The 25,132-nt window shown below is 61.5% G+C and carries 25 protein-coding genes and 1 pseudogene; 11 read left to right on the top strand and 15 right to left on the bottom strand.

Annotated features, from left to right (window positions below; all coding sequences use genetic code 11):
- Nucleotides 1–18: 18 nt before the first annotated feature.
- The 3 genes from aroG to aceA all read right to left on the bottom strand — a co-directional run bounded on the left by aroG (nt 19) and on the right by aceA (nt 4,411).
- Entirely contained in the window at nt 19–1,107 is a 1,089-nt protein-coding gene (gene aroG, locus VF285_RS01000; protein WP_346950746.1) for a 3-deoxy-7-phosphoheptulonate synthase AroG, read from the bottom strand.
- A 228-nt stretch (nt 1,108–1,335) separates the two neighbouring features.
- Complete coding sequence (gene nirK, locus VF285_RS01005; protein ID WP_346950747.1) at nt 1,336–2,778, bottom strand: copper-containing nitrite reductase; 1,443 nt, start codon at nt 2,776–2,778, stop codon at nt 1,336–1,338.
- A gap of 316 nt (nt 2,779–3,094) precedes the next feature.
- Complete coding sequence (aceA, locus tag VF285_RS01010; RefSeq protein ID WP_346950748.1) at nt 3,095–4,411, bottom strand: isocitrate lyase; 1,317 nt, start codon at nt 4,409–4,411, stop codon at nt 3,095–3,097.
- Nucleotides 4,412–4,688: 277 nt separating this feature from the next.
- Here aceA and queF point away from each other — a divergent pair, with 277 nt between their 5' ends.
- On the top strand, nt 4,689–5,522 hold the full coding sequence (queF, locus tag VF285_RS01015) for an NADPH-dependent 7-cyano-7-deazaguanine reductase QueF (protein WP_346950749.1): 834 nt from the start codon (nt 4,689–4,691) through the stop codon (nt 5,520–5,522).
- A gap of 9 nt (nt 5,523–5,531) precedes the next feature.
- Here the strand turns inward: queF and VF285_RS01020 are convergent, their stop codons facing one another.
- Nucleotides 5,532–6,233: a helix-turn-helix domain-containing protein gene (locus VF285_RS01020; RefSeq protein ID WP_346950750.1), complete on the bottom strand. Its 702-nt coding sequence runs from the start codon at nt 6,231–6,233 to the stop codon at nt 5,532–5,534.
- A 418-nt stretch (nt 6,234–6,651) separates the two neighbouring features.
- Between VF285_RS01020 and VF285_RS01025 the strand changes: the two genes are divergently transcribed.
- From VF285_RS01025 to VF285_RS01060, 8 genes are read left to right on the top strand one after another with little or no spacing between them, the layout of a single operon-like run.
- A complete protein-coding gene (locus tag VF285_RS01025) occupies nt 6,652–7,473 on the top strand; it encodes an SDR family oxidoreductase (RefSeq protein ID WP_346950751.1) in 822 nt (273 codons plus the stop codon).
- A gap of 1 nt (nt 7,474) precedes the next feature.
- Nucleotides 7,475–9,187, top strand: a complete 1,713-nt coding sequence (locus VF285_RS01030; RefSeq protein ID WP_346950752.1) for an FAD-dependent oxidoreductase — start codon at nt 7,475–7,477, stop codon at nt 9,185–9,187.
- A 22-nt stretch (nt 9,188–9,209) separates the two neighbouring features.
- Nucleotides 9,210–9,548, top strand: coding sequence for an NIPSNAP family protein (locus VF285_RS01035; RefSeq protein ID WP_346950753.1), 339 nt, complete (start codon nt 9,210–9,212; stop codon nt 9,546–9,548).
- A complete protein-coding gene (locus VF285_RS01040) occupies nt 9,542–10,393 on the top strand; it encodes a branched-chain amino acid ABC transporter permease (RefSeq protein WP_346950754.1) in 852 nt (283 codons plus the stop codon). Before VF285_RS01035 ends, VF285_RS01040 begins: the two co-directional genes overlap by 7 nt.
- A complete protein-coding gene (locus VF285_RS01045; protein WP_346950755.1) occupies nt 10,390–11,388 on the top strand; it encodes a branched-chain amino acid ABC transporter permease in 999 nt (332 codons plus the stop codon). Before VF285_RS01040 ends, VF285_RS01045 begins: the two co-directional genes overlap by 4 nt.
- Nucleotides 11,385–12,110, top strand: coding sequence for an ABC transporter ATP-binding protein (locus VF285_RS01050; RefSeq protein WP_346950756.1), 726 nt, complete (start codon nt 11,385–11,387; stop codon nt 12,108–12,110). Before VF285_RS01045 ends, VF285_RS01050 begins: the two co-directional genes overlap by 4 nt.
- A complete protein-coding gene (locus VF285_RS01055) occupies nt 12,107–12,805 on the top strand; it encodes an ABC transporter ATP-binding protein (RefSeq protein WP_346950757.1) in 699 nt (232 codons plus the stop codon). Before VF285_RS01050 ends, VF285_RS01055 begins: the two co-directional genes overlap by 4 nt.
- Before the next feature lie 21 nt (nt 12,806–12,826).
- Nucleotides 12,827–14,020, top strand: a complete 1,194-nt coding sequence (locus tag VF285_RS01060; protein WP_346950758.1) for an ABC transporter substrate-binding protein — start codon at nt 12,827–12,829, stop codon at nt 14,018–14,020.
- Between the two features lie 19 nt (nt 14,021–14,039).
- Here VF285_RS01060 and pgsA read toward each other — a convergent pair whose 3' ends face one another.
- The 5 genes from pgsA to orn are packed head-to-tail and all read right to left on the bottom strand — an operon-like array spanning nt 14,040 to nt 18,444.
- Complete coding sequence (gene pgsA / locus VF285_RS01065; RefSeq protein ID WP_346950759.1) at nt 14,040–14,609, bottom strand: CDP-diacylglycerol--glycerol-3-phosphate 3-phosphatidyltransferase; 570 nt, start codon at nt 14,607–14,609, stop codon at nt 14,040–14,042.
- Between the two features lie 28 nt (nt 14,610–14,637).
- Nucleotides 14,638–16,461, bottom strand: a complete 1,824-nt coding sequence (uvrC, locus tag VF285_RS01070; RefSeq protein WP_346950760.1) for an excinuclease ABC subunit UvrC — start codon at nt 16,459–16,461, stop codon at nt 14,638–14,640.
- Nucleotides 16,424–17,470, bottom strand: a complete 1,047-nt coding sequence (gene nagZ / locus VF285_RS01075; protein WP_346950761.1) for a beta-N-acetylhexosaminidase — start codon at nt 17,468–17,470, stop codon at nt 16,424–16,426. Before nagZ ends, uvrC begins: the two co-directional genes overlap by 38 nt.
- A 16-nt stretch (nt 17,471–17,486) precedes the next feature.
- Nucleotides 17,487–17,939, bottom strand: a complete 453-nt coding sequence (acpS, locus tag VF285_RS01080) for a holo-ACP synthase (protein WP_346950762.1) — start codon at nt 17,937–17,939, stop codon at nt 17,487–17,489.
- Nucleotides 17,899–18,444, bottom strand: coding sequence for an oligoribonuclease (orn, locus tag VF285_RS01085; protein WP_346950763.1), 546 nt, complete (start codon nt 18,442–18,444; stop codon nt 17,899–17,901). Before orn ends, acpS begins: the two co-directional genes overlap by 41 nt.
- A 48-nt stretch (nt 18,445–18,492) precedes the next feature.
- Between orn and VF285_RS01090 the strand changes: the two genes are divergently transcribed.
- Together VF285_RS01090 and rsgA are read left to right on the top strand one after the other, a co-directional pair.
- Nucleotides 18,493–19,743 (top strand): M48 family metallopeptidase, encoded by a 1,251-nt coding sequence (locus VF285_RS01090; RefSeq protein ID WP_346950764.1) that lies wholly within the window; start codon nt 18,493–18,495, stop codon nt 19,741–19,743.
- Nucleotides 19,736–20,632, top strand: a complete 897-nt coding sequence (rsgA, locus tag VF285_RS01095; RefSeq protein WP_346950765.1) for a ribosome small subunit-dependent GTPase A — start codon at nt 19,736–19,738, stop codon at nt 20,630–20,632. Before VF285_RS01090 ends, rsgA begins: the two co-directional genes overlap by 8 nt.
- Here the strand turns inward: rsgA and VF285_RS01100 are convergent.
- From VF285_RS01100 to VF285_RS01125, 6 genes and pseudogenes are all read right to left on the bottom strand, one after another.
- The gene (locus VF285_RS01100) at nt 20,590–21,309 is read right to left on the bottom strand and encodes a CoA pyrophosphatase (protein WP_346950766.1); all 720 of its coding nucleotides are present in this window, start codon (nt 21,307–21,309) and stop codon (nt 20,590–20,592) included. The two genes, rsgA and VF285_RS01100, sit on opposite strands and share 43 nt — an antisense overlap.
- Before the next feature lie 78 nt (nt 21,310–21,387).
- On the bottom strand, nt 21,388–21,759 hold the full coding sequence (rplS, locus tag VF285_RS01105) for a 50S ribosomal protein L19 (RefSeq protein ID WP_346950767.1): 372 nt from the start codon (nt 21,757–21,759) through the stop codon (nt 21,388–21,390).
- Between the two features lie 96 nt (nt 21,760–21,855).
- Entirely contained in the window at nt 21,856–22,176 is a 321-nt protein-coding gene (locus VF285_RS01110) for a hypothetical protein (RefSeq protein ID WP_346950768.1), read from the bottom strand.
- A gap of 140 nt (nt 22,177–22,316) precedes the next feature.
- A complete protein-coding gene (locus VF285_RS01115) occupies nt 22,317–22,958 on the bottom strand; it encodes a peroxiredoxin (protein ID WP_346950769.1) in 642 nt (213 codons plus the stop codon).
- Nucleotides 22,959–23,086: 128 nt separating this feature from the next.
- Nucleotides 23,087–24,907, bottom strand: a complete 1,821-nt coding sequence (locus tag VF285_RS01120; RefSeq protein WP_346950770.1) for an acyl-CoA dehydrogenase — start codon at nt 24,905–24,907, stop codon at nt 23,087–23,089.
- Nucleotides 24,908–24,991: 84 nt separating this feature from the next.
- A pseudogene (locus VF285_RS01125) lies at nt 24,992–25,132 on the bottom strand (electron transfer flavoprotein subunit alpha/FixB family protein); the annotation flags it as partial.

The following is a 25,132-nucleotide window of genomic DNA, read 5'->3' on the forward strand; positions in this document are numbered from 1 at the left end:
GTTCAGGCGGCGGTGCGGTCAGGCCGCATCCGCGGTCGCCTCGGACTTGCCCAAGGTGGCGCGCCGCCCCTGCACCGCACGCGCCAGCCGCTCGAGAAGCGCCACCGACGTATCCCAATCGACACAACCGTCTGTAATGCTCTGACCATACACCAGCGCCTTGCCCGGCACCAGATCCTGCCGCCCGCCCACGAGGTGACTCTCGATCATCACGCCGAAAAGATGCGTGTCACCGGCCTCGACCTGCGTGCAGATGTCTTCGATGACCAAGGGTTGGCGCGTGTAGTCCTTGTGACTGTTGGCGTGACTGGCATCAATCATGACGCGCGGCCGCATGTGGGATTTTTCCAGGGCCTGGGCCGCCGCCTGCACGTGCTCAGCTTCGTAATTGGGCGCCTTGCCGCCACGCAGGATGATGTGGCAGTCTTCGTTACCGCGCGTTGCGACGATGGCCGACCGCCCCCCTTTGGTGACGGACAGAAAATAATGCGAGTGCGCGGCCGCCTTGAGCGCATCGATGGCGATCCGCGTATTGCCATCTGTGCCGTTCTTGAAACCCACCGGGCACGAAAGCCCCGAGGCCAGCTCGCGGTGCACCTGGCTTTCGGTCGTCCGTGCACCAATGGCGCCCCAGGAGACCAGGTCGGCAATGTACTGTGGCGTGATCATGTCCAGGAATTCACATCCGGCCGGCAAGCCCAGCGCATTGATGTCCAGCAGCAGGCGGCGCGCCGTGCGCAGCCCCTGATTGATGTCAAAACTGTCATCCAGGCCGGGATCGTTGATCAGTCCCTTCCAGCCCACCGTGGTGCGCGGCTTCTCGAAGTACACCCGCATGATGATCTCGAGCTCACCGGCAAAGCGCGTGCGCTGCTCGGCGAGCCGCCGGGCGTATTCCATGGCAGCTTCAGGATCGTGAATGGAACACGGGCCGATCACCACGACCAGCCGGTCATCCTGCCCGTAGAGCACGTCGTGCACGGCATGCCGCGCATCATGCACGGTGGCGGACGCGGCTGCGGAACAAGGGAATTCGTGCATCACATGCGCCGGAGGCGCGAGTTCGCGAATTTCTCGGATGCGGATATCGTCGGTATTGTGTGACACGGTATGACTCCGGTTGGCCGGGTGCCAGGGGGCTGACAAGACAGGCAGCAAACAAAAAAGCCGCCTGGCACCGCCGGCGGCTTTTTAGGGAATTTTGGACTACTTAGTGATGCAACGATTCCCTTCCTCCGCCAGCGGCTTTGGAAAAGTAAAGTAAAAAAAGAAAAAATAGGAACTCGCGTGCATTTGCTGATACTAGCACAACACACGCGAACCTGCCTATACGGGTCAGTGCCCGGAATTCGGATCAATGGCCTCGCCGCTATGGAAGATTTCATGATCCGGCTTGCCCGTCACGGTCAGGAATCCACCGACACCCTTCTCGACACGAGACAAGGCGTGATCCACCAGCAAGTACTTGCCCGGGTAGTCGGTCTTGAATTCCACCATGGTCGCGCCCCCTGGAGGAACCAGGGTGGTCTGCACGTTCGTCAGCGGCTTGCTGGTCAGGGAGGCCTGGTCGTAGACACGGTCGAAGACCTCGCCAATGACGTGGAAGCTGGAGGTCAGGTTGGGGCCGCCCACACCAAAGAAGATGCGCACGGTGTCACCCACCTTGGATTCCATCTTGTAGATCTTGGTGAGTGCATCCATCGACCCATTGAACATCACGTGCTCGGGGTTTTCAGCCAGCAATTTGTCCAGTGAGAACTCTTGCAGGCCGCTCGCACCGTGACGCTGCGCCGTATAGAGCTCGCCTTGCATCACATAGAACTCGTGATCGACCTTGGACAACCCCCCTTCGGGCTCGATCAGGATCATGCCGTACATGCCGTTGGTGATGTGCTGAGCCACCATGGGTGTGGCGCAATGGTACACGTACAGCCCAGGATGAAGCGCCTTGAAATCGAACGACTTGGTCTGGCCAGGAGGCACCTGAGTCACGGCCGCTCCCCCGCCTGGCCCCGTCACGGCGTGCAGGTCGATCGAGTGAATGTGGGTGCTGTCCTTGGCATTGGCCAGATTGATGGTGATGGTGTCGCCGACGCGAGCACGCACGAACGGCCCCGGCACCTTGTTGTTGAAGGTCCAGAACCGGTAGGTGCTGTTGTCGGCCAGGCGTCCTTCGACTTCAGTCGTGAGCAGGTTCACGGTCAGGTGCTCGGGCCCACGCTTGCCCACAGGCGTACCGACATCGGACGGATCGTGCGCAATCTGAGGCGCCTCGGCCTTGAGCTGCGCGGAAGCTTCACCCACGACGACCTTGCCGACCATGCCCGCTGCCTTGTGCCCCGGGAGCGAACAATAGTATTCGAAGGTCCCGTTCTTGCCGGCCCGGAACACAATGGCGGTCGCCGAATCCTTGCCGGAGATATTGTCCGAATGGGCGCTGAAGTCGGGGACGACGATGTCGTGCGTCGCACCATCGCCATTGATCAGGTTGATCTGCACCACCGCCCCTTCAGGCACCTTCAGCTCGGGGTTCACCTGGCCGGCAATCGGCCCCCGATCGCCAATGAATACCAGCCGGCCATCCGCGATGGAGGTGCGCAGTGTAAACGTGACATCGGGCCGGTAGTTCACATCCTGGCGCTGGCTGGCCGGCTGTGCCGTAGCGGCAGAGTCGTGCTGCATGTGCTGTGCCCACGCGGAGCCCGCAAGGCCTACGCCAACGATGATGAGCAGGGTCCTGCCCAGGAATCCTCTCAGGAACTTCTGAATGAAACCCATGATTTCCCCGTCTTGGATCTCGGGACTTCCCGTCCGGCCCCCCATGGGCAGCGAACTCTGGTCGCCCCTGGTTCAACAACTGGTCTGTGACCTCTCTGAGCGTGAAGGTTCACAGGCCTCAATGTATCCGATTCTTGCTATCTAATAATGGTTTTCCCTAATAAAATCTAACAAGAACCTGACAAACCGCAAGATGCACACGAACCTGCACCTGATACGGGGCCGGACATAAAAAAAGGGAAGGCCACGCCTTCCCAAAGCACACCGCGGAGGGCCCCTCGTCCCTCCGTCCTCTCGGTCTCGTTAAAAAGTAGCGTTACGCCACCTTGGCTTCAGCCTCATCGAATTGAGCCTCTTCGGTCGACCCCGCCAGCGCCGTGGTCGACGACTGGCCGCCTTCAATGGCCTGGGTCACGGCGTCGAAATAGCTCACGCCGACTTCCCTTTGGTGCTTGACCGCGGTGAACCCCTTGTCGGCGGCGGCAAATTCCTTCTGCTGCAATTCCACGAATGCGCTCATCTGCGTGCGTGCATAACCGTGTGCGAGTTCGAACATGCTGTAGTTCAACGCATGGAACCCCGCCAACGTGATGAACTGGAACTTGTAGCCCATGGCCCCCAGCTCGCGCTGGAACTTGGCCACCGTGGCATCGTCCAGATTCTTCTTCCAGTTGAAGGAGGGCGAGCAGTTGTACGCCAGCATCTTGCCGGGGAACTGGCGGTGAATCGCTTCGGCAAAACGGCGCGCATATTCCAGACTGGGCGTGGAAGTCTCACACCAGATCAAGTCCGCATAGGGGGCGTACGCCAGGCCACGCGCAATGGCCTGATCCAGTCCGGCCCGGGTGCGGTAGAAGCCTTCCACCGTGCGCTCACCCGTCACGAACGCCGCGTCGTTCTCGTCGACGTTGCTGGTGAGCAGATTGGCAGCCTCGGCATCGGTGCGCGCCACGAGAAGCGTGGGAACACCCAGCACATCGGACGCCAGGCGGGCCGACACCAATTTTGCGACGGCCTCGCGCGTGGGGACCAGCACCTTGCCCCCCATGTGTCCGCACTTCTTGACGGAAGCAAGCTGGTCTTCGAAGTGCACCCCGGCCGCACCGGCCACGATCATGGACTTCATGAGCTCGAACGCATTGAGCACACCGCCGAAACCGGCCTCGGCATCCGCCACGATGGGCGCGTAATAATCGACGTAGCCCTCGTCACCCGGATTCTTGCCTTCCATCCACTGGATCTGGTCGCAACGCACCAGAGAATTATTCAGGCGACGCACGACGCTAGGCACCGAATTGGCAGGGTACAAAGACTGGTCCGGGTACATCTCGCCTGAAATATTGGCATCACCCGCCACTTGCCACCCCGAAAGATAGACGGCCTTCAGGCCCGCCTTCACCTGCTGCATGGCCTGGTTGCCGGTCAGGGCCCCCAAGGCGGGGACGTAGTCTTCGGTGTGCAGAAGTTCCCAGAGCCTGTCGGCCCCACGACGCGCCAACGTGTGCTCCTCGACCACCGAACCGCGCAAGCGCACGACTTCATCAGCGCCATAGCCGCGCTTGATACCTTGCCAGCGGGGGTTCTCGGCCCATTGGCGTTGCAGGGTACGCACATCGTTTTCACGGGAAGTCATGGTGTTGCTCCTGAGTAGAAAAGAGAGAAATCCGTCAGAAGCAGTCTACGTGAATGCTGCGATGCACATAACACTTATATCTTATACAAGATAATAAATTTATATATTATTAATCATGATGTTATAAACATATTTCCATGTTATGAAATTAATTTTCTATCCATGAAATAAAAACATTGGCACCGCGTCATTAGATTTCCACATGGCGAGCACAGCTTTTCACCATACAAAAAAACGGGCTTATAAAATGGACGGACTCCATCCTGACCAATCCCTTATGGACCACTCTTCACTGGCAGACAGCCCGCTAGGGCACCGCACCCCAGGCTCGACGCACTACGATCCCTCTCTATTGTTCCCCATCGAACGTGCCACCACGCGAGCGTCGCTGGCACTGCCCCAGGCCACGCACGGAGCAGACATCTGGAATGCCTATGAACTGTCCTGGCTGGACAAAAAGGGCAAGCCGATCGTCGCTATGGGCCGCTTCACGGTACCCATGCACAGCCCCAGGCTGGTCGAATCCAAATCGCTCAAACTCTATCTGAACAGCTACAACGAAGAAAAATTCGAATACGCCGACATCGTGCAGCAACGGATCTACACGGATCTGTCCAGAGCATGCGGCACGCCCGTTCACGTCGAGATCCTTTCAGTGCGACCCGCGTTCGAGCTCAGCTGCAGCCCCTTGCGCGGCACCTGCATCGACGACCAGGACGAGCTGACTTTCGAGCCTACTCAGGCCGCACGCCCCGACTACCTGCAATGCACCCAGCCAGCCCCTTTCATACGCGAAACGCTGGTGTCCGAACTGCTGAAATCCAACTGCCCCGTGACAGGACAACCCGACTGGGCCAGCCTGCAGGTCCGCTACGCGGGCCCGCGCATCGACCGGGCAGGGCTGCTGCGCTACGTCGTGTCACTGCGCCGGCACCAGGAATTCCACGAGCTGTGCGTGGAAAAAATTTACGGTGAAATCTTGCAACGCTGCGCGCCCGAGCAATTGCTGGTGTATGCGCGCTATACACGCCGCGGCGGACTGGACATCAACCCGTGGCGCGCCAATTTTGACCCCGACGACGTGGGGCAGACTCGTACGTTGCGACAGTAGTGCCCGAGCTCACCGCCGCTTGCGCGCGACCTGGTCTCGTCCCTGCTGGCGAAACTGGCCCGGGCTCAAGCCAGTGTGCTTCTTGAAGAAACGGCTGAAATAGACTTCATCCTCGAAGCCAAGCTTCCAGGCCAGCGCCTTGATCGGGTCCGACGTATACACCAGGTCACGCCGAGCCTCGTACACCACGCGCTCGCTGATGACCGCCAGTGCGGACATCCCCAGCACCTCGCGGCACAGCCGGGTGAGATGCCCTACCGTCACGCCCAATTTCTCGGCGTACACGCCCAATGCCGCGTGCTCACGATACCGTTCATCGACCAGCGCCCGGAACTTCTGAATCAGCTGCGCCTTGCGCGTGCTGCCCGCCTCCAGGGTCAGGCCCTGCCGATGGCGAATCCTGCCAATACGCATGACGAGCGCCGCCAGTAGCGACATGCAGACGCCGGGCTGTGCGATCTGGTGGCTCAGGAACTCTTTCGAGATGGCGTCGAACAAGGGTTCCAGCGTTTTCAGGGCAGGATCTTCCGGCGCAAATTCGATGGAGAACGGGTCTCGCAGCACGGACAGCATGTCGGGATCTGCCGCACCGATGATCAGCTCGAGGATATGCTGCACCGCCGTGATGACCGGCCCATCCACGTGCGGCGAGAAATGAAACGAATGCTCAATTTGTTCTGGAATTGACAACAGGCACGGCGCTTGAACCATCAATCGTTCCGAACCGAAGCCGATCTCTCCTCCACCCCGAGTCAGGTAAAGCAGTTGAATGAAAGATTTATGAGAATGCGGCCTGATCACCCAATGATTCAGTGAAGATCGCGTTGGAATCGATTCTATGTGGACTGAATCCACCCAGTGATCCAGGCCGTTTGTAGCGTACAAACCGTCGTCGGGGTTTTCCCTCATTTCAGCCTCACGCGCAGGATTGATGCACGAATTGTCCTGTCAACCGCACGAATCGTCAATTCTGATGAACGCCCACATCCGGATAATGAATCGCATCGAATCAACACGACAGATCTCTAGACACCCGGAATTCATCACCTGTTTCAGGGACGACTGGCCGTCACACGACCCGAACACGAGCGGCTCCTGAGGCACCTCACTCATCACGTTGGAGAACACTATGCAAGAGCCAAACTGGCTTGGCTTGCAGGGGAAAGTCTTTGCCATCACCGGCGCCGCTCACGGCATCGGCCTGGGCATCGCACACGGGCTGGCCGCAGCCGGCGCTCATGTCGCCCTCCTGGATTTCGACCACCCGGCCGCGCAAGAAGCCGCGGCCACGCTGGCAAGAAGCGGGGCTAAGGCCGTTGCAGTCCACTGCGACACGACGGACAGCCAAAGCCTGGCTGCTGCAGCCGAACAGGTCCGGCACGCGCTTGGCACCTGCAGCGGACTCGTGAACAACGCAGGCATTCTGCGCTCCGCCTCTCTGGCCGACGTCGGTCTCGACGAGTGGAACCGGGTGCTGGGCGTGAATCTCACGGGCTACCTGCTCACTGCCCGTGCGTTCCGCCCGCAACTGCAAGCATCGGGCCATTCCAGCATCGTGCACATCGCGTCGATTGCCGGGAGCTTTCCCCAGACGCACAGCGGGGCCTACAGCGCGAGCAAGGCCGGGATTCGGCTGATGTCACGCCAGATCGCAGTGGAGTGGCGCAACGACCACATCCGCAGCAACACCATCTGCCCCGGCATGATCCGCACACCACTGTCTGCGGCGTTCTATGCGCAGCCGGGGCTCGAAGCCAGCCGTGCAGCAATGACGGCCAGCGGCCGCGTCGGAGAGCCCGAAGACATCGCCAACACGGCGCTGTTCCTGCTGAGTGCACGGTCGGCTTACATCAACGCCACGGACATCGCGGTCAACGGCGGCATGGACGCCATGCTGATGGACATGGTGCCGCGCCCCGGCTTCAACCACACCGCAAAACAGGAGGCCTGAAATGGCAACGGACAAACTTCGGGACGGCACCCGCTGCGACCTGCTGATCATCGGGGCGGGGGTCTCAGGCCTGACCACGGCCGTGGTCGCCGCCAAGCAAGGGCTGAACGTCATCGTGGTGGAAAAGGCACCCGTGTTCGGAGGCACCGCCGCCTTCTCGGGCGGAGTGCTCTGGATTCCCGGGAACCACGTCGCCCGCACGGCAGGTATCGCCGACACGCGCGAAGACGCGCTGACCTACATCAAGGCCGAGACTGGAGAAAACTTCAACCCCGAGATCATCAACGCCTTTCTGGACACAGGCCCCGAGATGGCCGAGTTCTTCGAGCGCGAGACCGAGGTCAAGTTCGTGGCAACCCAATACCCGGACTACCACCCGGACCAGGTCGGTGCCGCGCAAGTGGGCCGATCCATTCTGGCCAAACCCTATGACATCCGGGCGCTGGGCGCCGAGATGAAGCGGCTGCGCTCGCCCTTGAAGGCCATCACCTTCATCGGCATGATGTTCAACTCGTCGAGCCCGGACATCCGCCACTTCTTCAACGCCACCAAATCGCTGACGTCCTTCATCTACGTGACCAAGCGCCTGGCCAAGCACCTGAAGGAGCTGGCGCTCTATCACCGCGGCGTCAACGTCACCAGCGGCAACGCGCTGATGGCCCGCCTGGCGAAGTCGGCGCTGGACCTGAACATCCCGATCTACACCGAAAGCCCGGTCAGCCGGCTGATCGAGGATTCGAAGCGCGTGACGGGCGCCGTCATCCGCACTCCCACCGGAGAGGTCAGAATCTACGCCACACGGGCCGTCGTCCTGGCGTCGGGCGGCTTCCCGCACGACGAAACTCGCCTGAAGCAGGTCTACCCGCACGTCCACCGGGGTGGCCACCACCTGTCTCCCACCCCAGTGGAGAACACGGGCGACGGCGTGCGCCTGGCCGAGCAGAAAGGGGCGTCACTGCGCATGGACTATCCCAACGCATCCGCCTGGATTCCGGTCTCGCACGTGCCGTTCGGCAAGGGCGAATACGGCGTCTTCCCGCACCTCATCGACCGCTACAAACCCGGCATGATCGGGGTGTTGCAAAACGGCAAGCGGTTCACCAACGAGTCGAATTCCTACCATGATGTCGGGCAAGCGATGATCAAGGCCTGCGCCGACCAGAAGGACACCGCGATGTGGCTGATCTGCGACCACAGGACGATCCGCAAGTACGGCCTGGGCTATGCCAAGCCGGCCCCCGTTCCACTGGGGCCCATGATCAAACGGGGCTACCTGAACAAGGGCAACACGCTGCGCGAGCTTGCCCAGTCTGCAGGCATCGACCCGCAGGGCCTGGAAGCGACCGTCAAGGCCTTCAACGAATCGGCCACGCGGGGGCAGGACCCCGAATTTCACCGAGGCTCGACCGCCTTCAACCGATATCTGGGCGATGCCGAGCACCAGCCCAATCCCTGCGTGGGCCCCATCCTGCATGCGCCGTTCTACGCCCTGAAACTCGTCATGGGCGATCTGGGCACCTTTGACGGCATCCGCACGACGCTGGTCGGAGAAGTGCTGGACGCACAGGATCAAGCCATTCCAGGCCTGTATGCCGTGGGCAACGATCGGGCCAGCATCTTCGGCGGCCATTACATCGCCGCCGGCATCACGTTGGGCCCCAACATGACCTTCAGCTACCTGACCGCAAAACATCTGGCCTCCGCGCAAGCCTGAACTGTCCACAAGGATCAATACCATGCCCATCGACGATTCGCTTCCTCTCATCGACCACCGCATCTACACCATTGCACTGCGCAAGATGCCGGAGTTCCTCGATGTCTTCAATACCCTGGCCATGCCCATCCTGCGTGAAACGCTGGGCAACCCCATCGGCCTGTACACCAGCCTGGTGGGGCCACAGAACCAGTTCGTGCACCTGTGGGCGTACAAGGACCTGGCCGACTACCAGGAACGTTGCCGACGCCGCGACACGCATCCGGATTTCCCCGCCTACCTGGCTGCTTCGGGACATCTGATCGTGGCACAGGAAACGCGGCTGATCACCCAGGCCTCGCTGTTCTACGCGCCATGCTGACCATCAACATCATCAACGGCCTTGTCTACGGCGCACTGCTCGCCATCGTCGCCTCTGGCCTGGCACTGATCTACGGGCTACGGCGAGTCGTGAACTTCGCCCACGGCTCCCTCTACATGCTGGGGGCCTACATCGGCTACAGCGTGGCCCTGCACACCAACTTCTGGGTGGCGCTGGTCATTGCCACCGGCGCCATGTTCATCATCGGCGCCCTGCTGGACCGCTATGGCCTGCGCCTGTTGCAGGACTATGACCCACTCAGCATCATCCTGGTCACCTTCGGCCTGCTGCTCATCCTGGAAGACGTGGTGCAGACGATCTGGGGCAAGAGCAACCTGTCGCTGGCCGAGCCTGCCCTGCTGGATCACTCGATCACCCTTGCGGGCATGACGCTGCCGGTCTACCGGATCGCTGTCGTATTCGTGGGAGTCCTGGTGGCGATCGGGCTGAGTCTCTGGTTGCAGAAGACACGGATGGGCCTGCACGTGAGGGCCTCCAGCACCGATCCGACGACCACGGCCATGCAAGGGGTCAACACCGACCGGCTCAGCGCGCTCGTGGTGGGCCTGGGCACCGCGCTGGCGGGCTTTGCCGGCATCGTGACGGCCCCCTTTCTGTCGCTGTCACCCACCATGGGCAGCAGTGTCCTCATCGATTCCTTCATGGTGGTCGTCATCGGTGGGCTGGGAAGCCTTCCCGGCGCGTTCCTCGCGGCTCTGGTGCTGGGGCAGGTACAGACGCTGGGGGCCGTCTACCTTCCTGAAGTCTCGGCCTCGCTGCCCTTCATCCTGATGATCGCCGTCCTGATCTGGAGGCCGGCGGGCATCGCTGGAAACCGCACATGAACGCATCCTTTCGAGCCGGCAGGCTCTCCCTGGCAACGCTGGTCGGCATTCTGGTGGTGGTGGCCATCGGTCAGATGGTCAGCTCGGCCACCACACTCTCCATCCTGACACAGGCGGGCATCTTTGCCCTGTTTGCCACGGGGGTCGGCATCCTGTTGAAACAAAATGGCATGGTGAGCTTCGGCCACGCTGCCTTCTTTGGAATCAGTGCGTACTGCGTGGCCATCTGCCTGCAGGAAACGCAGTGGCCGGCCGAGCTCATCATCCTGATCAGCCTGGTCGCAACGACTCTCTTCGGGTTCGTGCTGGCACTGATCATCGTGCGCGTGCCGGGCATCGCCTTCGCCATGCTGACGCTGGCCTTTGGCCAGCTGTTCTATCAGCTGGCACTGAAGTCCCGTCACCTGACGGGAGGCGCCGACGGCATCAGCATTGCCTGGCCCGACACCCTTTTCGGGATCCCGACCTCGACGCTGCTGGAAAATCACGTGATCTTCACGATCTGCTGGGTCATCCTGATCCTGACTCTGGCGCTGCTGGTGTGGCTGCACCACAGCCGCTTCGGCCAGACCACCGAAGCCATTCGCGACAACGCAGAGCGGGCCACCTTCATCGGCATCCGCCCAACGATCCCACGCGCGATGATCTTCGCGCTATCGGCCCTGATCACCGCAGCGGCCGGAATCCTGGCGGCCTTCAACTCCGGCTTCATCTCTCCCGACAGCCTGCACTGGAGCGTCTCGGGCACCGTACTGATGATGGTGGTCGTGGGTGGTTACTGGAACATTACGGGGCCAGCACTCGGTGCCGTGATCTACGTCGTCGCCAAAGACTGGATCGGCGATCTGTCCACCCACTGGCTGTCGCTGTTCGGCATCCTGCTGATCGTCATCGTCGTGTTCACCGACAACGGCATCAGCGGTGCACTGAACCACCTGGCCCGCCGCACCGGCAAGGCCGCAGCCCCCGTCAATCCGCGTGGAGAAACGTCATGAGCCCAGACCTTCCCATCCTTCAGATGAAGGACGTCGCCGTGCACTACGGCGGTGTCAAGGCAGTGGACGGGGTGTCCTTCGACCTGAAGCGCGGTGAAATCCACGGTCTGATCGGCCCCAACGGGGCAGGCAAGTCCACCGTCATCGACGCCATCAGCGGCCGGCGGCGTCTTACGCACGGCAGCATCCGTCTGAAGGGGGCCGACATCACTCAAATGGGCGTCATCGAGCGGCGCCAGCGCGGCCTGGCGCGCTCGTTTCAGAGGACCAGCATCTTTGCCAACATGACGACGCGCGCGCAAATCCATCTGGCCGCTCATACGGTAGGTGCCGAGGCACCCGACGAGGACGCGCTTCACGTCATGAGTCAATTGGACCTGACGGACGTCGCAGACGCCGCCGCCAACCGCCTGGGATACGGTCAGCAGCGCCGCCTCGATCTGGCGCTGGCCCTGGTGGGCCGGCCCGCCGTCCTGCTGCTGGATGAGCCCATGGCCGGCCTGTCACCTCAGGAATCGGCCGACCTGGCGACTCACCTGACGCGACTGACCCAGGACTGGAACGTCTCCATCCTGCTGGTCGAGCACGACACAGACACCCTGTTCAGCATTTCCAACTCGGTCACCGTCTTCGAACTGGGGCGCGTGATTGCCAGTGGCCGCCCCGACGACGTGCGCGCCGAGCCTCGTGTTCGCGAAGCCTACTTGGGGAGCGCCGCATGAAAACCTTGCTCCAGATGCACGACGTGCATGCCTACTACGGTGCCGCGCACATTCTGCATGGACTGACCCTGCAAGTGGGCGAGGGGGAACGAGTCGCCCTCATAGGACGCAACGGCGTCGGCAAGACCACCGCGATCAACACCTTGATGGGGGTGGCCAGGCTGGGGGACGGCGAAATCCGGTTCAACGACGTCCCCATCCACAAGGCCATGCCCTACATTCCGGCTCAGTTCGGGCTTGCCATCGTCCCTCAGGGGCGCTGCATCGTCGCCAACCTCACCATTGAGGAAAACCTGCTGCTGGGCGCTGCGCGACAACGACCCGGCCCCTGGAATCTGAACGAAATCTATCGGCTGTTCCCCATTCTGAAGGAACGAGCCCACACGCCAGGCACAGCGCTGTCCGGAGGGCAGCAGCAGATGCTGGCCATCGGACGTGCACTCATGGCCAACCCTTCGCTCATGATTCTGGACGAACCCACCGAAGGCCTGGCGCCCGTCATCGTCGATCAGCTGGCGGACACCCTGAACGGGGTCACGCGCCAAGGGATGGCCATCCTGCTCATCGAACAGAACCTGGGCCTGGTGGCTCGAACGACTTCGCGGTATTACGCCGTCGAAAAAGGGCGCATCACTGCCAGCGGCAGTGTGAATCCCGATCACATCAAAGAGCTCTACAGCCACATTGCAGTCTGACACGTCAAAGGAGACAAGGTCATGAAAATCGCAACCCTCAAGCTGTCCTTCACCACGCTGGCGATCGCCGTGTGTCTGGCCGGCACCAACGCCCAGGCCGCCGATAAAGATCCGATCCGCATCGGGGCCGTCACGTCCACATCCGGCGTATTCGCCCAGCAAGGCGAAGAAGTCATGCGGGCCATTCAGTTCGCCGTCGACCAGGCCAACGCCCAGGGCGGCGTGGACGGCCGCAAGGTCCTGATCAAGACGGGTGACGACGAAAGCACCCCGAAACAGGGTCTGCAGGCCTCTGAAAAACTGGCTCGCGATGGCTACAAATTTCTGATCGGACCCATCGCATCGTCCATCACCATGGCGATCGGCCAGAACCTCAATCGCTGGGATGCCATGCTGGTCGCCACCGTCAGCAAGAGCGACAAGATCACAGGCGACACCTGCAAGCCGCGGATGTTCCGGACCAACCACTCGGACGCCATGGACGTTGCCATGTTCGATCAGTGGATGACGGACATTCCCCAGAAGAATTTCGCCATCATTGCCGCCGACTATGCCTGGGGCCACGATTCTGCCAAAACCTTCACCAAAGCGGCCGAGGCGCAAGGCAAAAAGGTGTCGCTCACCCTCTTCCCGCCACTGGGCACCAAAGACTTTGCCCCCTATATCTCACAGATCAAGGCCGACCCCAAGATCGACGGGCTGTGGGTGGCTCTCGTCGGCAGTGACCTCATTGCCTACGCCAAGCAGGCCCAAAGCTTCGGGTTGACCTCCAAGACCACGCTGGGCCACGCCATGATCATGAACTTTGCCGTGGCGGCCACGGGTGACGCCATGAAAGGCATCCAGGGCAACATGGAATATGGCGCCGAGATCGACACCCCTCAGAACAAGGCATTCGTCAAAGCGTGGGAGTCGAAATTTCATCGCGTTCCGACCGACAACGAAGGTGCTGCCTACAACGGGATGGAAGCGATCTTCGCCGGAGTGAAAAAGGCCGACAGTGTCGACCCCGGAAAAGTGTCCAAGGCATTGAGCGGATTGACCTACGACACCATCTATGGCCCTGCCACCATGCGCGCGGCCGACCATCAACTGGTGATTCCTGACTACATCGGCCAAGTGCAAGAAGTGGACGGCGTGCTGCGTCCTGTCATCACGCATACCTTTCCGGCCTCTCTGGTGCCGGCGCCTACAGGCGAATGCAAGATGAAATGACGGCACCGACCTTGTGAACTCAGGCGTGGCTGCGCATTTCGGGCCACGCCTTTTTAAGGTAGTAGCACATCGACCAAACGGTGAGGATGGCCGCCACCACGATCAAGACGGTCCCGATCGCCTGTATTGGCGCCCCCTGGATGGGCTGCCAATACAGCAGGCAGGGAATGGCGACCATCTGCGCGGCCGTCTTGAATTTGCCGAGGCGGTGAACGGCCACGCTGCTGCTGGCACCGATCTTGGCCATCCATTCGCGCAATGCCGAAATGGTGATTTCGCGGCCGATGATGACCAAGGCGATGAGCATGTCGACGCGACCCAGATCCAGCAGGATGAGAAGGGCAGCGCTGACCATGAGTTTGTCGGCCACGGGGTCCAGGAACGCCCCAAAAGCGGACGTCTGGTTCCAGCGCCGCGCCAGCCAGCCGTCGAGCCAGTCGGTGACGGCTGCGACGATGAAGGCGGCGGCGGCCACCATGTCGCGGGCCTCCGGGCTGATCCAGGAAGGCGGGATGTAAAACAGCCCCACCAGGAGCGGGATCATTACGATGCGCAACCAGGTGAGCGCGATGGGGAGATTGAACGGCATGATAGATGCAATACTACCTTAAGCCAGCCTAGCGCAGCGCATGATAGATGCGTTCCGCAAGCTCTTCTGAAATACCCTCAACCGTCTGCAACTCATCGATGCTGGCGTCCACGACCCCCGAAAACCCGCCGAAGCGAGCCAGCAGCTTTTGCCGCCGCTGCTTGCCGATGCCTTCGATCTCTTCCAGACGTGACACGTTGCGCGTCTTGGCCCGCTTCGCCCGCATCCCGGTAATGGCAAAGCGGTGCGCCTCGTCGCGGATCTGCGCCACCAGCATCAGTGCCGCAGACTCGACCCCCAGGGCCACAGGCTCGCGCCCATCGACGAACACCAGCGTCTCGAGCCCTACCTTGCGATGGTCGCCCTTCCTGACGCCTACGATGGCACTGACGTCCAGCCCGAGTTCGACGAACACCTGGCGTGCAATCTCGACTTGCCCCTTGCCCCCATCGATGAGCACGATGCCGGGCATGAGTGCGGGGTCGTCCGGGACACGCGCATAGCGGCGGTTGAGCGCCTGCCGCATGGCTGCGTAATCATCCCCCGGCGTGATGCCCGCGATGTTGAAGCGCCGATAAAGCGACGGTTGCATCGCATGATGTTCGTAGACCACACAAGAAGCCTGGGTCGCCTCACCCGACGAGTGGCTGATGTCGAAACACTCGATGTGCAGGGCTTCGAGCGATGCATCGTCGGTATCCAGATCCAGCTCTTCAGCCAAGGCGAGAGTGCGGGCCTCGCGTGCACTGGCCTGAGTCAGGCGTTGTGCCAGGGCTAGTTGCGCATTGCGCTGCGCCTGCTCGAGCCAGGTGCGGCGGGTGCCCTGAGGCCGGGCGATGACGCGAATGCGGTGCCCCTGCTGCTCGGCCAGCAGATCGACCAGCTCGGGTTCGGGCAGCGCATGTGAACACACCAGTACCGGCGGAGCCGGATTCTCGGCGTAGTGCTGCGCCACGAAGGCTTCGAGTACTTCTTCGGGAGATTCGTCCTGGGCCTGCGTCGGAAAGAGCGGTTTGTCACCCAGGTGGCGTCCCGCCCGCACCATGGCCAGGTTGACGCACGTGCGCCCGCCCGCCACGGCAACCGCAATGATGTCCACGCTGTCGTCACCGACCTGTTCCATGGTCTGCTGCTGCAGTACCTTGGCCAGCGCGCGCATCTGGTCACGCAACACGGCGGCCTGTTCAAAGTCTTCGTCGGCCGCTGCAGCCGTCATGCGTGCCTCGATATCCCGCAGTACCTCGGATGTGTGTCCTTCCAGAAAACGGATGGCGCGCTCGACGTCGGCCTGATAGGCCTCCTTGGAGATCAGATTCACGCAAGGCGCCGAGCAGCGGCCGATCTGGTACAGCAGGCAGGGGCGTGTGCGATGGGCGTAGACGCTGTCCTCGCAGGTGCGCAGATGAAAGACCTTCTGAAGAATCTGGATCGTCTCGCGTACGGCCCATGAGTTCGGATAAGGGCCGAAGAAATGCCCCTTGCCGCGCGTGCTCCCCCGGTAATAGACGATACGCGGCGCCTCGTGCGCGGTGATCATCAGGTAGGGATAGGACTTGTCGTCCCTGAACAAAATGTTGTACTTGGGCTTGAGGCGCTTGATCAGGTTGTTTTCGAGAATCAGCGCCTCGGCCTCGGAACGCGTAATGGTGATCTCGGTACGCGCCACCCGCGCCAGCATGTGCTCGATGCGCGGCCCATGCCCGGTCTTGCGAAAGTACGAACTCACCCGCCGCTTGAGGTCGCGCGCCTTGCCGACGTACAGCACCTCGTCGTCAGCATCGATGTGACGGTAGACGCCTGGCAGATGCGGCAGATCAGCCAGGAAGGTTTTCAGATCGAAGGCTTCGGGCACGGAGATACCGCGTATCGGATAGCAGACTCACCCAATCGGGCGCAGGGCTCGTCGGCGCCAGGCGCTGGATGCGATGCACGGACCGGGCATCCAGCGATCGGCCGGTCAAGCCTGAAAGCAGCTCATCGGCCAGATCGGGACGATTGCAGACCAGCACCATGTCGCAGCCTGCCGTCAGCGCGGCGCGCGCACGCGCATGAATGTCGCCGGCCACGCGCGCACCCTCCATCGTCAGGTCGTCTGAAAACACCACCCCGTCGTATTCGAACTGACCCCGCAAAATATCGGTGACCCACCGGCGAGAGAACCCGGCGGGTTCGGGGGCAACCTGCGGATAGACGACGTGGGCCGGCATGACGGCCGGCAGGCCCAGGTCACCCAGCCAGCGGTAGGGGGCCGCATCCGCCTCAAGGATTTCTTCCAGGGGACGATCATCGACCGGGATGTCGAGGTGAGAATCGGCCGCCACCGCACCGTGCCCCGGAAAATGCTTGCCGCAGGCCGCCATGCCGGCCTGCCGCAGGCCCAGGATCAGTGCTCGGGCAAGATTCGTCACAGCTCGGGAATCGGCATGAAAGGACCGATTCCCGATGACCTTGCTGACGCCATAATCCAGATCCAGCACCGGGGTAAAGCTGAAATCCACGCCGCAGGCACGGAGCTCGCTGGCCAGGACGAAGCCCACTTCCGTTGCCGCACGCAGGGCCTCCTGGCGATCAGCCTCATACCATTTGCCCAGCAAGCGCATGGCGGGCAAGGCCGTGAAACCGTCGGTGCGAAACCGCTGCACCCGCCCTCCCTCGTGGTCCACCGCAATCAGCAGCGGTTCGTCACGCGCCGCATGAATGGCGGCGCACAGCGCCGTCAGCTGCGCCCTGTCCAGGAAGTTGCGTGCAAACAGGATGACGCCCCCCACCTGAGGGTGCTGCAGGCGCTGGCGCTCTGCTTCGTCCAGTACAGGGCCCGCCACATCGACCATGACGGGACCGGGAGGCATGCGAGTCGTCATAAATACCTTCTTGGAATCAGCCAGGTCGCCGCGTCTCGACCACCACGAACGCCGCGACCATATCGGATTCGTCCGTCATGGAAACGTGCGCAGCCCCAAAGCGGGCATGGTACCAGTCGGCCAACGGCCCCACCAGGTGGACCTCGGGGGCCCCCCCTCTGCGGTTCAGGATCTGCACACGCGACCACGTCATGGGCATGTGAATGCCCAGGCCAACGGCTTTTGAAAACGCCTCTTTGGCCGCAAAGCGTGTGGCCAGGTAAAGGATGCCGCGCCGGGGATCGCGCGCGCTGCGTCGGGCATGAACCTGCTGCTCGTCCGGCCCCAGGACACGCTGCACGAAACGCGCACCGTGCCGCGCGTAGACACGCTCGATGCGCGCCACTCGCACCAGATCGGTGCCTATGCCGGCAATGGCCGCCGCCACCTCAGAGCTTGAGGAAATGTTCGCGGTAGTGTTTGAGCTCATCGATGGACTCTTGTATGTCGGCCAGTGCCTCGTGCTTGCTCGCTTTCACGAAACTGCGATAGACCTCGGGCTTCCAGCGCAGCGACAATTCCTTCAGGGTGCTCACGTCCAGATTGCGGTAATGAAAATAGGCCTCGAGACGCGGCATGTACTTCACCATGAAGCGCCTGTCCTGCCCGATGGTATTGCCGCACATCGGAGACTTGCCGGCCGGTACGAGGGGCTTCAGGAACTCCAGCAAGGTGTCTTCGACCTGAGCCTCGGTCAGCGTCGAGGCCTTGACCTTGTCGATCAGCCCGCTCTTGCCGTGCGTGGACCGGTTCCATTTGTCCATGGCCTCCAACAGCTCATTGCTTTGATGCACCACCAGGACGGGCGCCTGAGCAACCACGGTCAGATCCGGCTCCGTCACAATGAGCGCAATCTCGAGGATGCGTTCACGCTCGGGATCCAGGCCCGTCATTTCCATATCCAGCCAGATCAGGCGCTGATCATTCGCAGCCATACCCTATAATCCTCGCTTACAAAACATTGATTTTCGCACACTGGCTGCATGGAACTGCTGACCCTTCTGTTTCTCATCTGCCTCTTGGGTGATGTCCTCGTGCGCTACTGGCTGGCGCGGCGGCAAATCCGCCATGTACTGACCCACCGCGACGACATCCCGGCGGCCTTCGAAGGGCGCATCGGCCTGAACAGCCACCAACGTGCGGCCGACTACACCGTGGCCCGCAGCCAGCTCTCGGTGATCGAACGCATCGTCGAAGCGGCCGTGCTGGTCGCGCTCACCCTGCTGGGTGGCCTGCAAGCGATCAACGTAGCCTTGGGCCACCTCATCACATCCGAACTCTGGCGCCAGATGGCGCTGGTCGGCGTGGTGCTGCTTTTGCTGGGCATCGTCGGCCTGGCGTTCTCCGCCTGGAAGACCTTCCACCTGGAAGCACGCTTTGGCTTCAACCGCATGACACCGCGCCTCTTCATCGGCGACACGCTGAAAATGCTGGCCGTTACACTGGTGTTGGGGGTGCCCCTTCTGGCCTTGATCCTGTGGGTGATGGGGGCCGCAGGCCGCGATTGGGCCTGGTGGGCCTGGGGCATCTGGATCGCCTTCAACCTGCTGATTCTCTGGCTGTATCCCAGCTTCATCGCCCCCCTCTTCAATCGTTTCACGCCATTGGACGACCCTCAGCTGAGCGAGCGCATCTACGGGCTTGCCCGACGCTGCCACTTTGGCCTGTCCGGCTTGTACGTCATGGACGGCTCGCGGCGCTCGGCCCATGGCAACGCGTATTTCACGGGTTTTGGGCGGCACCGGCGCATCGTCTTCTTCGATACGCTGCTCTCACGCCTGAACGCCGACGAAGTCGAGGCCGTGCTGGCCCATGAGCTCGGCCATTTTGCACACCACCATATCGTGCGGCGCGTGGTCGTGAGCTTCGTCACGGCAGGCATTCTGCTGCAATTGCTTGCCTGGCTTGCCACCCAGGTCTGGTTCTACACCGGGCTGGGTGTGCTGCCGCAATTGGCCAGTGCCAACGATGGCCTCGCCCTGGTCCTGTTCATGCTGGCCCTGCCTGTCTTCACCTTCTGGGTAACGCCCATTGCCAGCCTGCTCTCTCGTCGGGACGAATTCCAGGCAGATCAATACGCCGTGCAACAATGCGGTGCCGCCGCACTGAGCAGCGCGCTGGTCAAGCTCTACGACGACAACGCAGCGACACTCACGCCCGACCCCATCCACTCGGCGTGGTACGACAGTCACCCCTCGGCAGCCGTGCGCATCGCACACCTGAGCCATGGCTGATGCGCCGCAGCGTGGTCGCGTCATTGCGGCCCACGGTCGGCATTACCGAGTCGAATTTTCGGACGGCGAAACGCGCCATTGCTACACGCGCGGCAAGAAAGCGGGCCCGACTGTCGGAGATTCAGTTCTCGTTCTGAAGGAAGGCCGCGACGAGGGAGTCATCGTCGAGATCCTGCCGCGACGCAATCTGCTCTACCGCTCGGACGCCGCACGCAGCAAGCAATTCGCGGCGAACCTGGACCAGCTCCTGCTGGTTCTGGCCGCAGAACCGGATTACTCCGACGATCTTCTGGGGCGTGCCCTGGTCGCTGCCGGAAGCGCAGGCATCCCGGCACACATCATCTTGAACAAAGCCGACCTGGGCTCCGTGGCGCGCGCCCGCGTGCGTCTGGCCGCCATCGCGGCCTTGGGCATTCCCATTGTGGAGCTCTGTGCACTGGATACGGCTCAAGTACAGGACCGGCTAGGTCCTCTTCTGAAGCATCGCAGCACTCTACTGCTTGGGCAAAGCGGCATGGGAAAATCCACGTTGCTAAACGCCCTGGTACCAGAGGCTCAGGCACCCACACAGGCGCACTCGGAAGCGCTCGGAACGGGCCGGCACACCACGACGCAGACGCGCTTGTTCAAGCTGCCAGGCGGAGGGGATCTTATCGACTCACCGGGGTTCCAGGCATTTGGCCTGCAGCACCTGAGCCTGCACGACATCGAACAGGGCTTCCCGGAATTTGCAGAAGCCATTCATCATTGCCGCTTCTACAACTGTACCCACCGGCACGAACCCGGGTGCGGCGTGCTGGCCGCCGTGGCAAGGGGCGAAATCACGGCTGCCCGACACGCCTTGTATCAGCGCATCCTGGCTGAAAACGAAGCCGCCAGAAAGTGGTAAAGGTTGCGCAGCAAAACCGCGGTGGCACCCCAGATGAAGTGAGAATCCCAGGGGATGGCAAAAAAATAGCGGCCATGCCCCCATTGCGTTCGAAGCTGCCGGAGCTCGTAACGCCCTGGGTCCATCAAGACAGACAGAGGCACTTCAAAGACTTCGGCGACCTCGTCTCCCTCGGGCTCGACCTGAAAGCCAGGCAGCAATTCGGCCACGACCGGAGTCATCAGAAACCCGGTGGTCGTCAGTAGCGTCGGCTGGGTTCCCAGCACATGAACGAAACGACGCTCTACCCCGATCTCTTCTCGCGTCTCGCGCAGCGCAGCCGCCACCACCCCCGTGTCATCAGGCTCGATGCACCCGCCCGGGAAGCTGACCTGCCCTGCGTGGTGGTGAAGTTGCTCGGAGCGGCGAGTGAACAGCATGGACACACCGCCAGCCCGCTGCACGAACGGCATCAGAACCGCTGCGTGCCGCGCACTTGAGCTCGCCACGCGTTCAGCCGAGAAAGACTCTATGAACAGGGGTTCAACCTGCCAGGGTACCGGCTCACGAAACGCCTCGCGCAGGCCCTCGAGGGTGAGGACCCCAGGAGGCACCGGCGGCAACGCCACGACTGGCACCACGGGTTGGACTTTGGGGTCGAAATCACGGTGGAGCTGGGGTGGCGAAATGGATGACATGATTCAGAATACAACAAAGGCACCTCGGAAGGTGCCTCTGAAAACTGCGGTCTTTTGCAGACAGTAGTTGCAGCCGAATTACACAGCCTTGCGCACCAGCTTTTCTTTGATGCGAGCTGCCTTGCCGGTGAGGTTGCGCAGATAGTACAGCTTGGCGCGACGAACGTCACCACGGCGCTTGACTTCGATGCCGGCGATTTGCGGCGAATAGAGCTGGAAGGTACGTTCGACGGCTTCGCCAGAAGAGATCTTGCGCACGGTGAAGGCAGAGTTCAGACCGCGATTGCGGCGACCGATCACCACGCCTTCGTACAGCTGTGCACGGCTGCGCTCGCCTTCAACGACGTTGACGCTGACGACCACGGTGTCACCCGGCGCGAAGTCGGGGATGGTACGACCGGCCGTCAGGCGGGCGATTTCTTCTTGTTCCAGTGTTTCGATGAGATTCACAACAGGGCTCCAGGGCATCATACCCGCGGCTATGAATGAGTTAGGATGCCGCGCCAGAGGATGCAGAAAACACGTGATTATACAGAATTCTTGTACCTAGAAGCCGGCCGCTGTGCCCAACCACATCATGAGCGGGACGAAGGCAGCCCACAAGGCGACGGCAAAGATGTCGGCCAACGGTGCCGCAATACGGCGCCAGCCTGCATGAACCGAAAGGCGGCTGCGCGAACGACGCGCGTGTACTGGAACGGGCTGTGAACGAACCCCGCCTGCTCCCCGCACGCGATGCGCCCGCACAGAAGTCGTACGTGGCGCTGTCACACCGACCCCTGCGCCCGCGGATTCCCAAACAAGACTGCCTGCCATGGTGAATTCTCCGGTGATCTGGCCAGATGCAGCACCAGACTGTTTATTCATACAGTATTTTCACAAATACTGTACATAAAAACAGCTTCAGGCGCAAGTACCGTGCAGAGCTCCCAGGACAAAGGGCAAGCCGCTTACAAAAAGACAAACAGCCCGGCCATGGGCCGGGCTGCCAACATGATGCGCGCCAATCAGAGGTCGGGTTGCGGGGTGGTGCGCAGATACGGGCGGATCTCGGTATAGCCCTTGGGGAACTTTTCTTTCAGTACTGCCGGGTCCTTGATCGACGGTGCAATGATGACGTCGTCGCCCGGGTTCCAGTTCACAGGAGTCGCCACTTTGTAGTTATCGGTGAGCTGGATGGAATCCAGCGCCCGCAGAATCTCGTCGAAATTCCGGCCCGTGCTCGCCGGGTAGGTGAGAATCAAGCGGATTTTCTTGGCAGGATCAATGACGAACACCGAACGTACCGTCGCCGTGGTGCTGGCATTGGGGTGGATCATGTCGTAGAGCGTGGCCACCTTGCGATCCACGTCGGCCAGAATCGGGTAGTTGACGTGCGTGTTCTGTGTTTCGTCAATGTCCTTGATCCAGTCGATGTGCGATTGCTTGCTGTCGACCGAGACCGCAATCACCTTGGCATTGCGCTTGGCAAAATCACCAGAAACGATGGCCGTATAGCCCAGCTCGGTCGTGCACACCGGGGTGAAATCGGCAGGGTGCGAGAACAACACCCCCCAGCCGTCTCCCAGAAATTCGTGAAACCGGATTTTCCCCGCCGAGGAATCCTGTTCGAAATCAGGGGCGATGTCGCCCAAGCGCAGCGTGGCCATGATGAATGCTCCTACATTGATTCAGTCTGAGGTGTCTGCTGCCTGGAGAGCCAGGCAGCGTCTTGAAGTTGACACTAAAGATTCTGTCAGAATATAGGCCAGACTCTAAATACAATTAAGTTATGTTTTTATCCCTTATCAGCAACCAACTCCACGGCATAACGATCGGCAAGCGCGCCGACCACGACAACGGCGCTCAATGCCTGCGCACGTGGCAGCACATGGACCCCGAACTGCACGGCTGTCGCCACCTTTTCCTTATAAAACGAGTCAGTATCTCCGCCTGAAATTGCAGCGACCGCCACGCAGGCAGCCCGCGCCAGCTGCCAGCCCGCGTGGACCGTGCCGGCCAGCATCAGGCACGGAACACTGCCCGCGAACACCCCGCGAAGATTGGACTGGGCGTGATCCAGCACGTAATTCACCGCTTCTTCATAGGCTGCAACCGCTGCACTGAGACGCTCTGCCAGCAGTTCGCACGCCTGTTCATGCTCTCCCTGCACTGCCATCAGGGATTGCACGGTGGCACGCATGCCTTCCATCTGCCCGCGCGCGACCACGCCTGAATCGCGCACGAGCTTGCGCCCCACGAAATCATTGGCCTGGATGGCTGTCGTACCCTCGTAAATGGGCAGGATGCGGGCATCCCGGTAATATTGGGCAGCCCCGGTTTCTTCGATGAAACCCATGCCGCCATGCACCTGGAGTCCCAACGAAGAAACCTCGAGCGCAGATTCGGTGGAAAAGGCCTTCACGATAGGCACGAAATATTCGTATACCGCCTTGCTGTGCTCGCGCCGGGCGGTATCCGGCTCGTGGGCTGCACGATCACGGCAGCCTGCAGCAACGTAGGCTACCGCACGGGCGCCCTCGGTCAGGCCGCGCATGACCCCCAGCATGCGCGCCACGTCCGGATGATGGGCGATGGTCACCGCCTCTGCGGCCCCCCCCAGCGCGCTCCCCTGCACGCGCTCGGCAGCGTAAGCCTGCGCCTGCTGCAAGGCGCGGTCAGACACCGCCACACCTTGCAGGCCCACGGCATATCGCGCCGCATTCATCATGATGAACATGGCTTCCAGGCCACGGTTTTCTTCTCCGATCCGATAACCCACCGCACCCTCGCCCACCGCCCCCTTGCCTGCCCCGTACAGGAGCACGGCTGTCGGACTGCCGTGAATGCCCAGCTTGTGCTCCAAAGACGCGCAGTACACATCATTACGCGCGCCCAGGCTGCCATCGGAATTGACCAGGAACTTGGGGACGATGAAAAGAGAAATGCCTTTCACACCGGCCGGTGCCCCCGGGGTTCGCGCCAGCACCAGATGCACGATGTTCTCGGCCAGATCATGTTCACCGTAGGTGATGAAGATCTTCTGGCCGCTCAAGCGATAGGTCCCGTCAGCCTGCGGCTCGGCGCGGGTCTTGAGCAAAGACAGATCGGACCCGGCCTGCGGCTCGGTCAGATTCATGGTGCCGGTCCAACGCCCATCCATCAGAGGAGGCAGGTAGAGCGCCTTTTGCTCAGCCGTCCCGATCAGAGAGAGGGCTTCAATCACACCATCCGTCAACAGAGGGCAGAGCGAAAAGGAGAGATTCCCGGCATTCAGGCTCTCGGTGACCGGAGCAGCCACCAGCCTGGGAAGGCCCTGGCCTCCGATGCGGGCCGGGTGAGACAGGCCTTGCCATCCGCCTTTGACAAAAGCCTGAAACGCCTCACGGAAGCCCGGTGAGGTCTGTACGACTCCATCGTGCCACTGCGCGGGTTGCGTGTCGCCCACACGATTCAGAGGCGCCACCACCTGCTCGACGAAACGGGCATCTTCATCGAGTACGGCATCGACCAGTTCGGACGTGATGTCCTCAAAACCTGGCAGCGCCAGCACGCCCGACAAGTCAGCCAGTTCGTGCAGCACGAAACGAATGTCTCGAAGAGGGACTTGATAAGTCATGGCAGCTCCGGAAAATAGGTGAACTCAACGCTCGCCAGCGAGCAAACCACCGCCAACGAGCCCGTGAAGGTCTGCGCGACAGGATCAGAGGGCCTTGACCAGTTCGGGGACGGCCTCGAAGAGATCGGCCACCAGACCGTAGTCGGCCACCCCAAAGATGGGGGCTTCGGCATCCTTGTTGATCGCCACGATGACCTTGGAGTCTTTCATGCCCGCCAGGTGCTG

Origin of the sequence: Castellaniella sp. (assembly GCF_036379515.1) — a bacterium.
Taxonomy (GTDB): Bacteria; Pseudomonadota; Gammaproteobacteria; order Burkholderiales; family Burkholderiaceae_B; genus Castellaniella.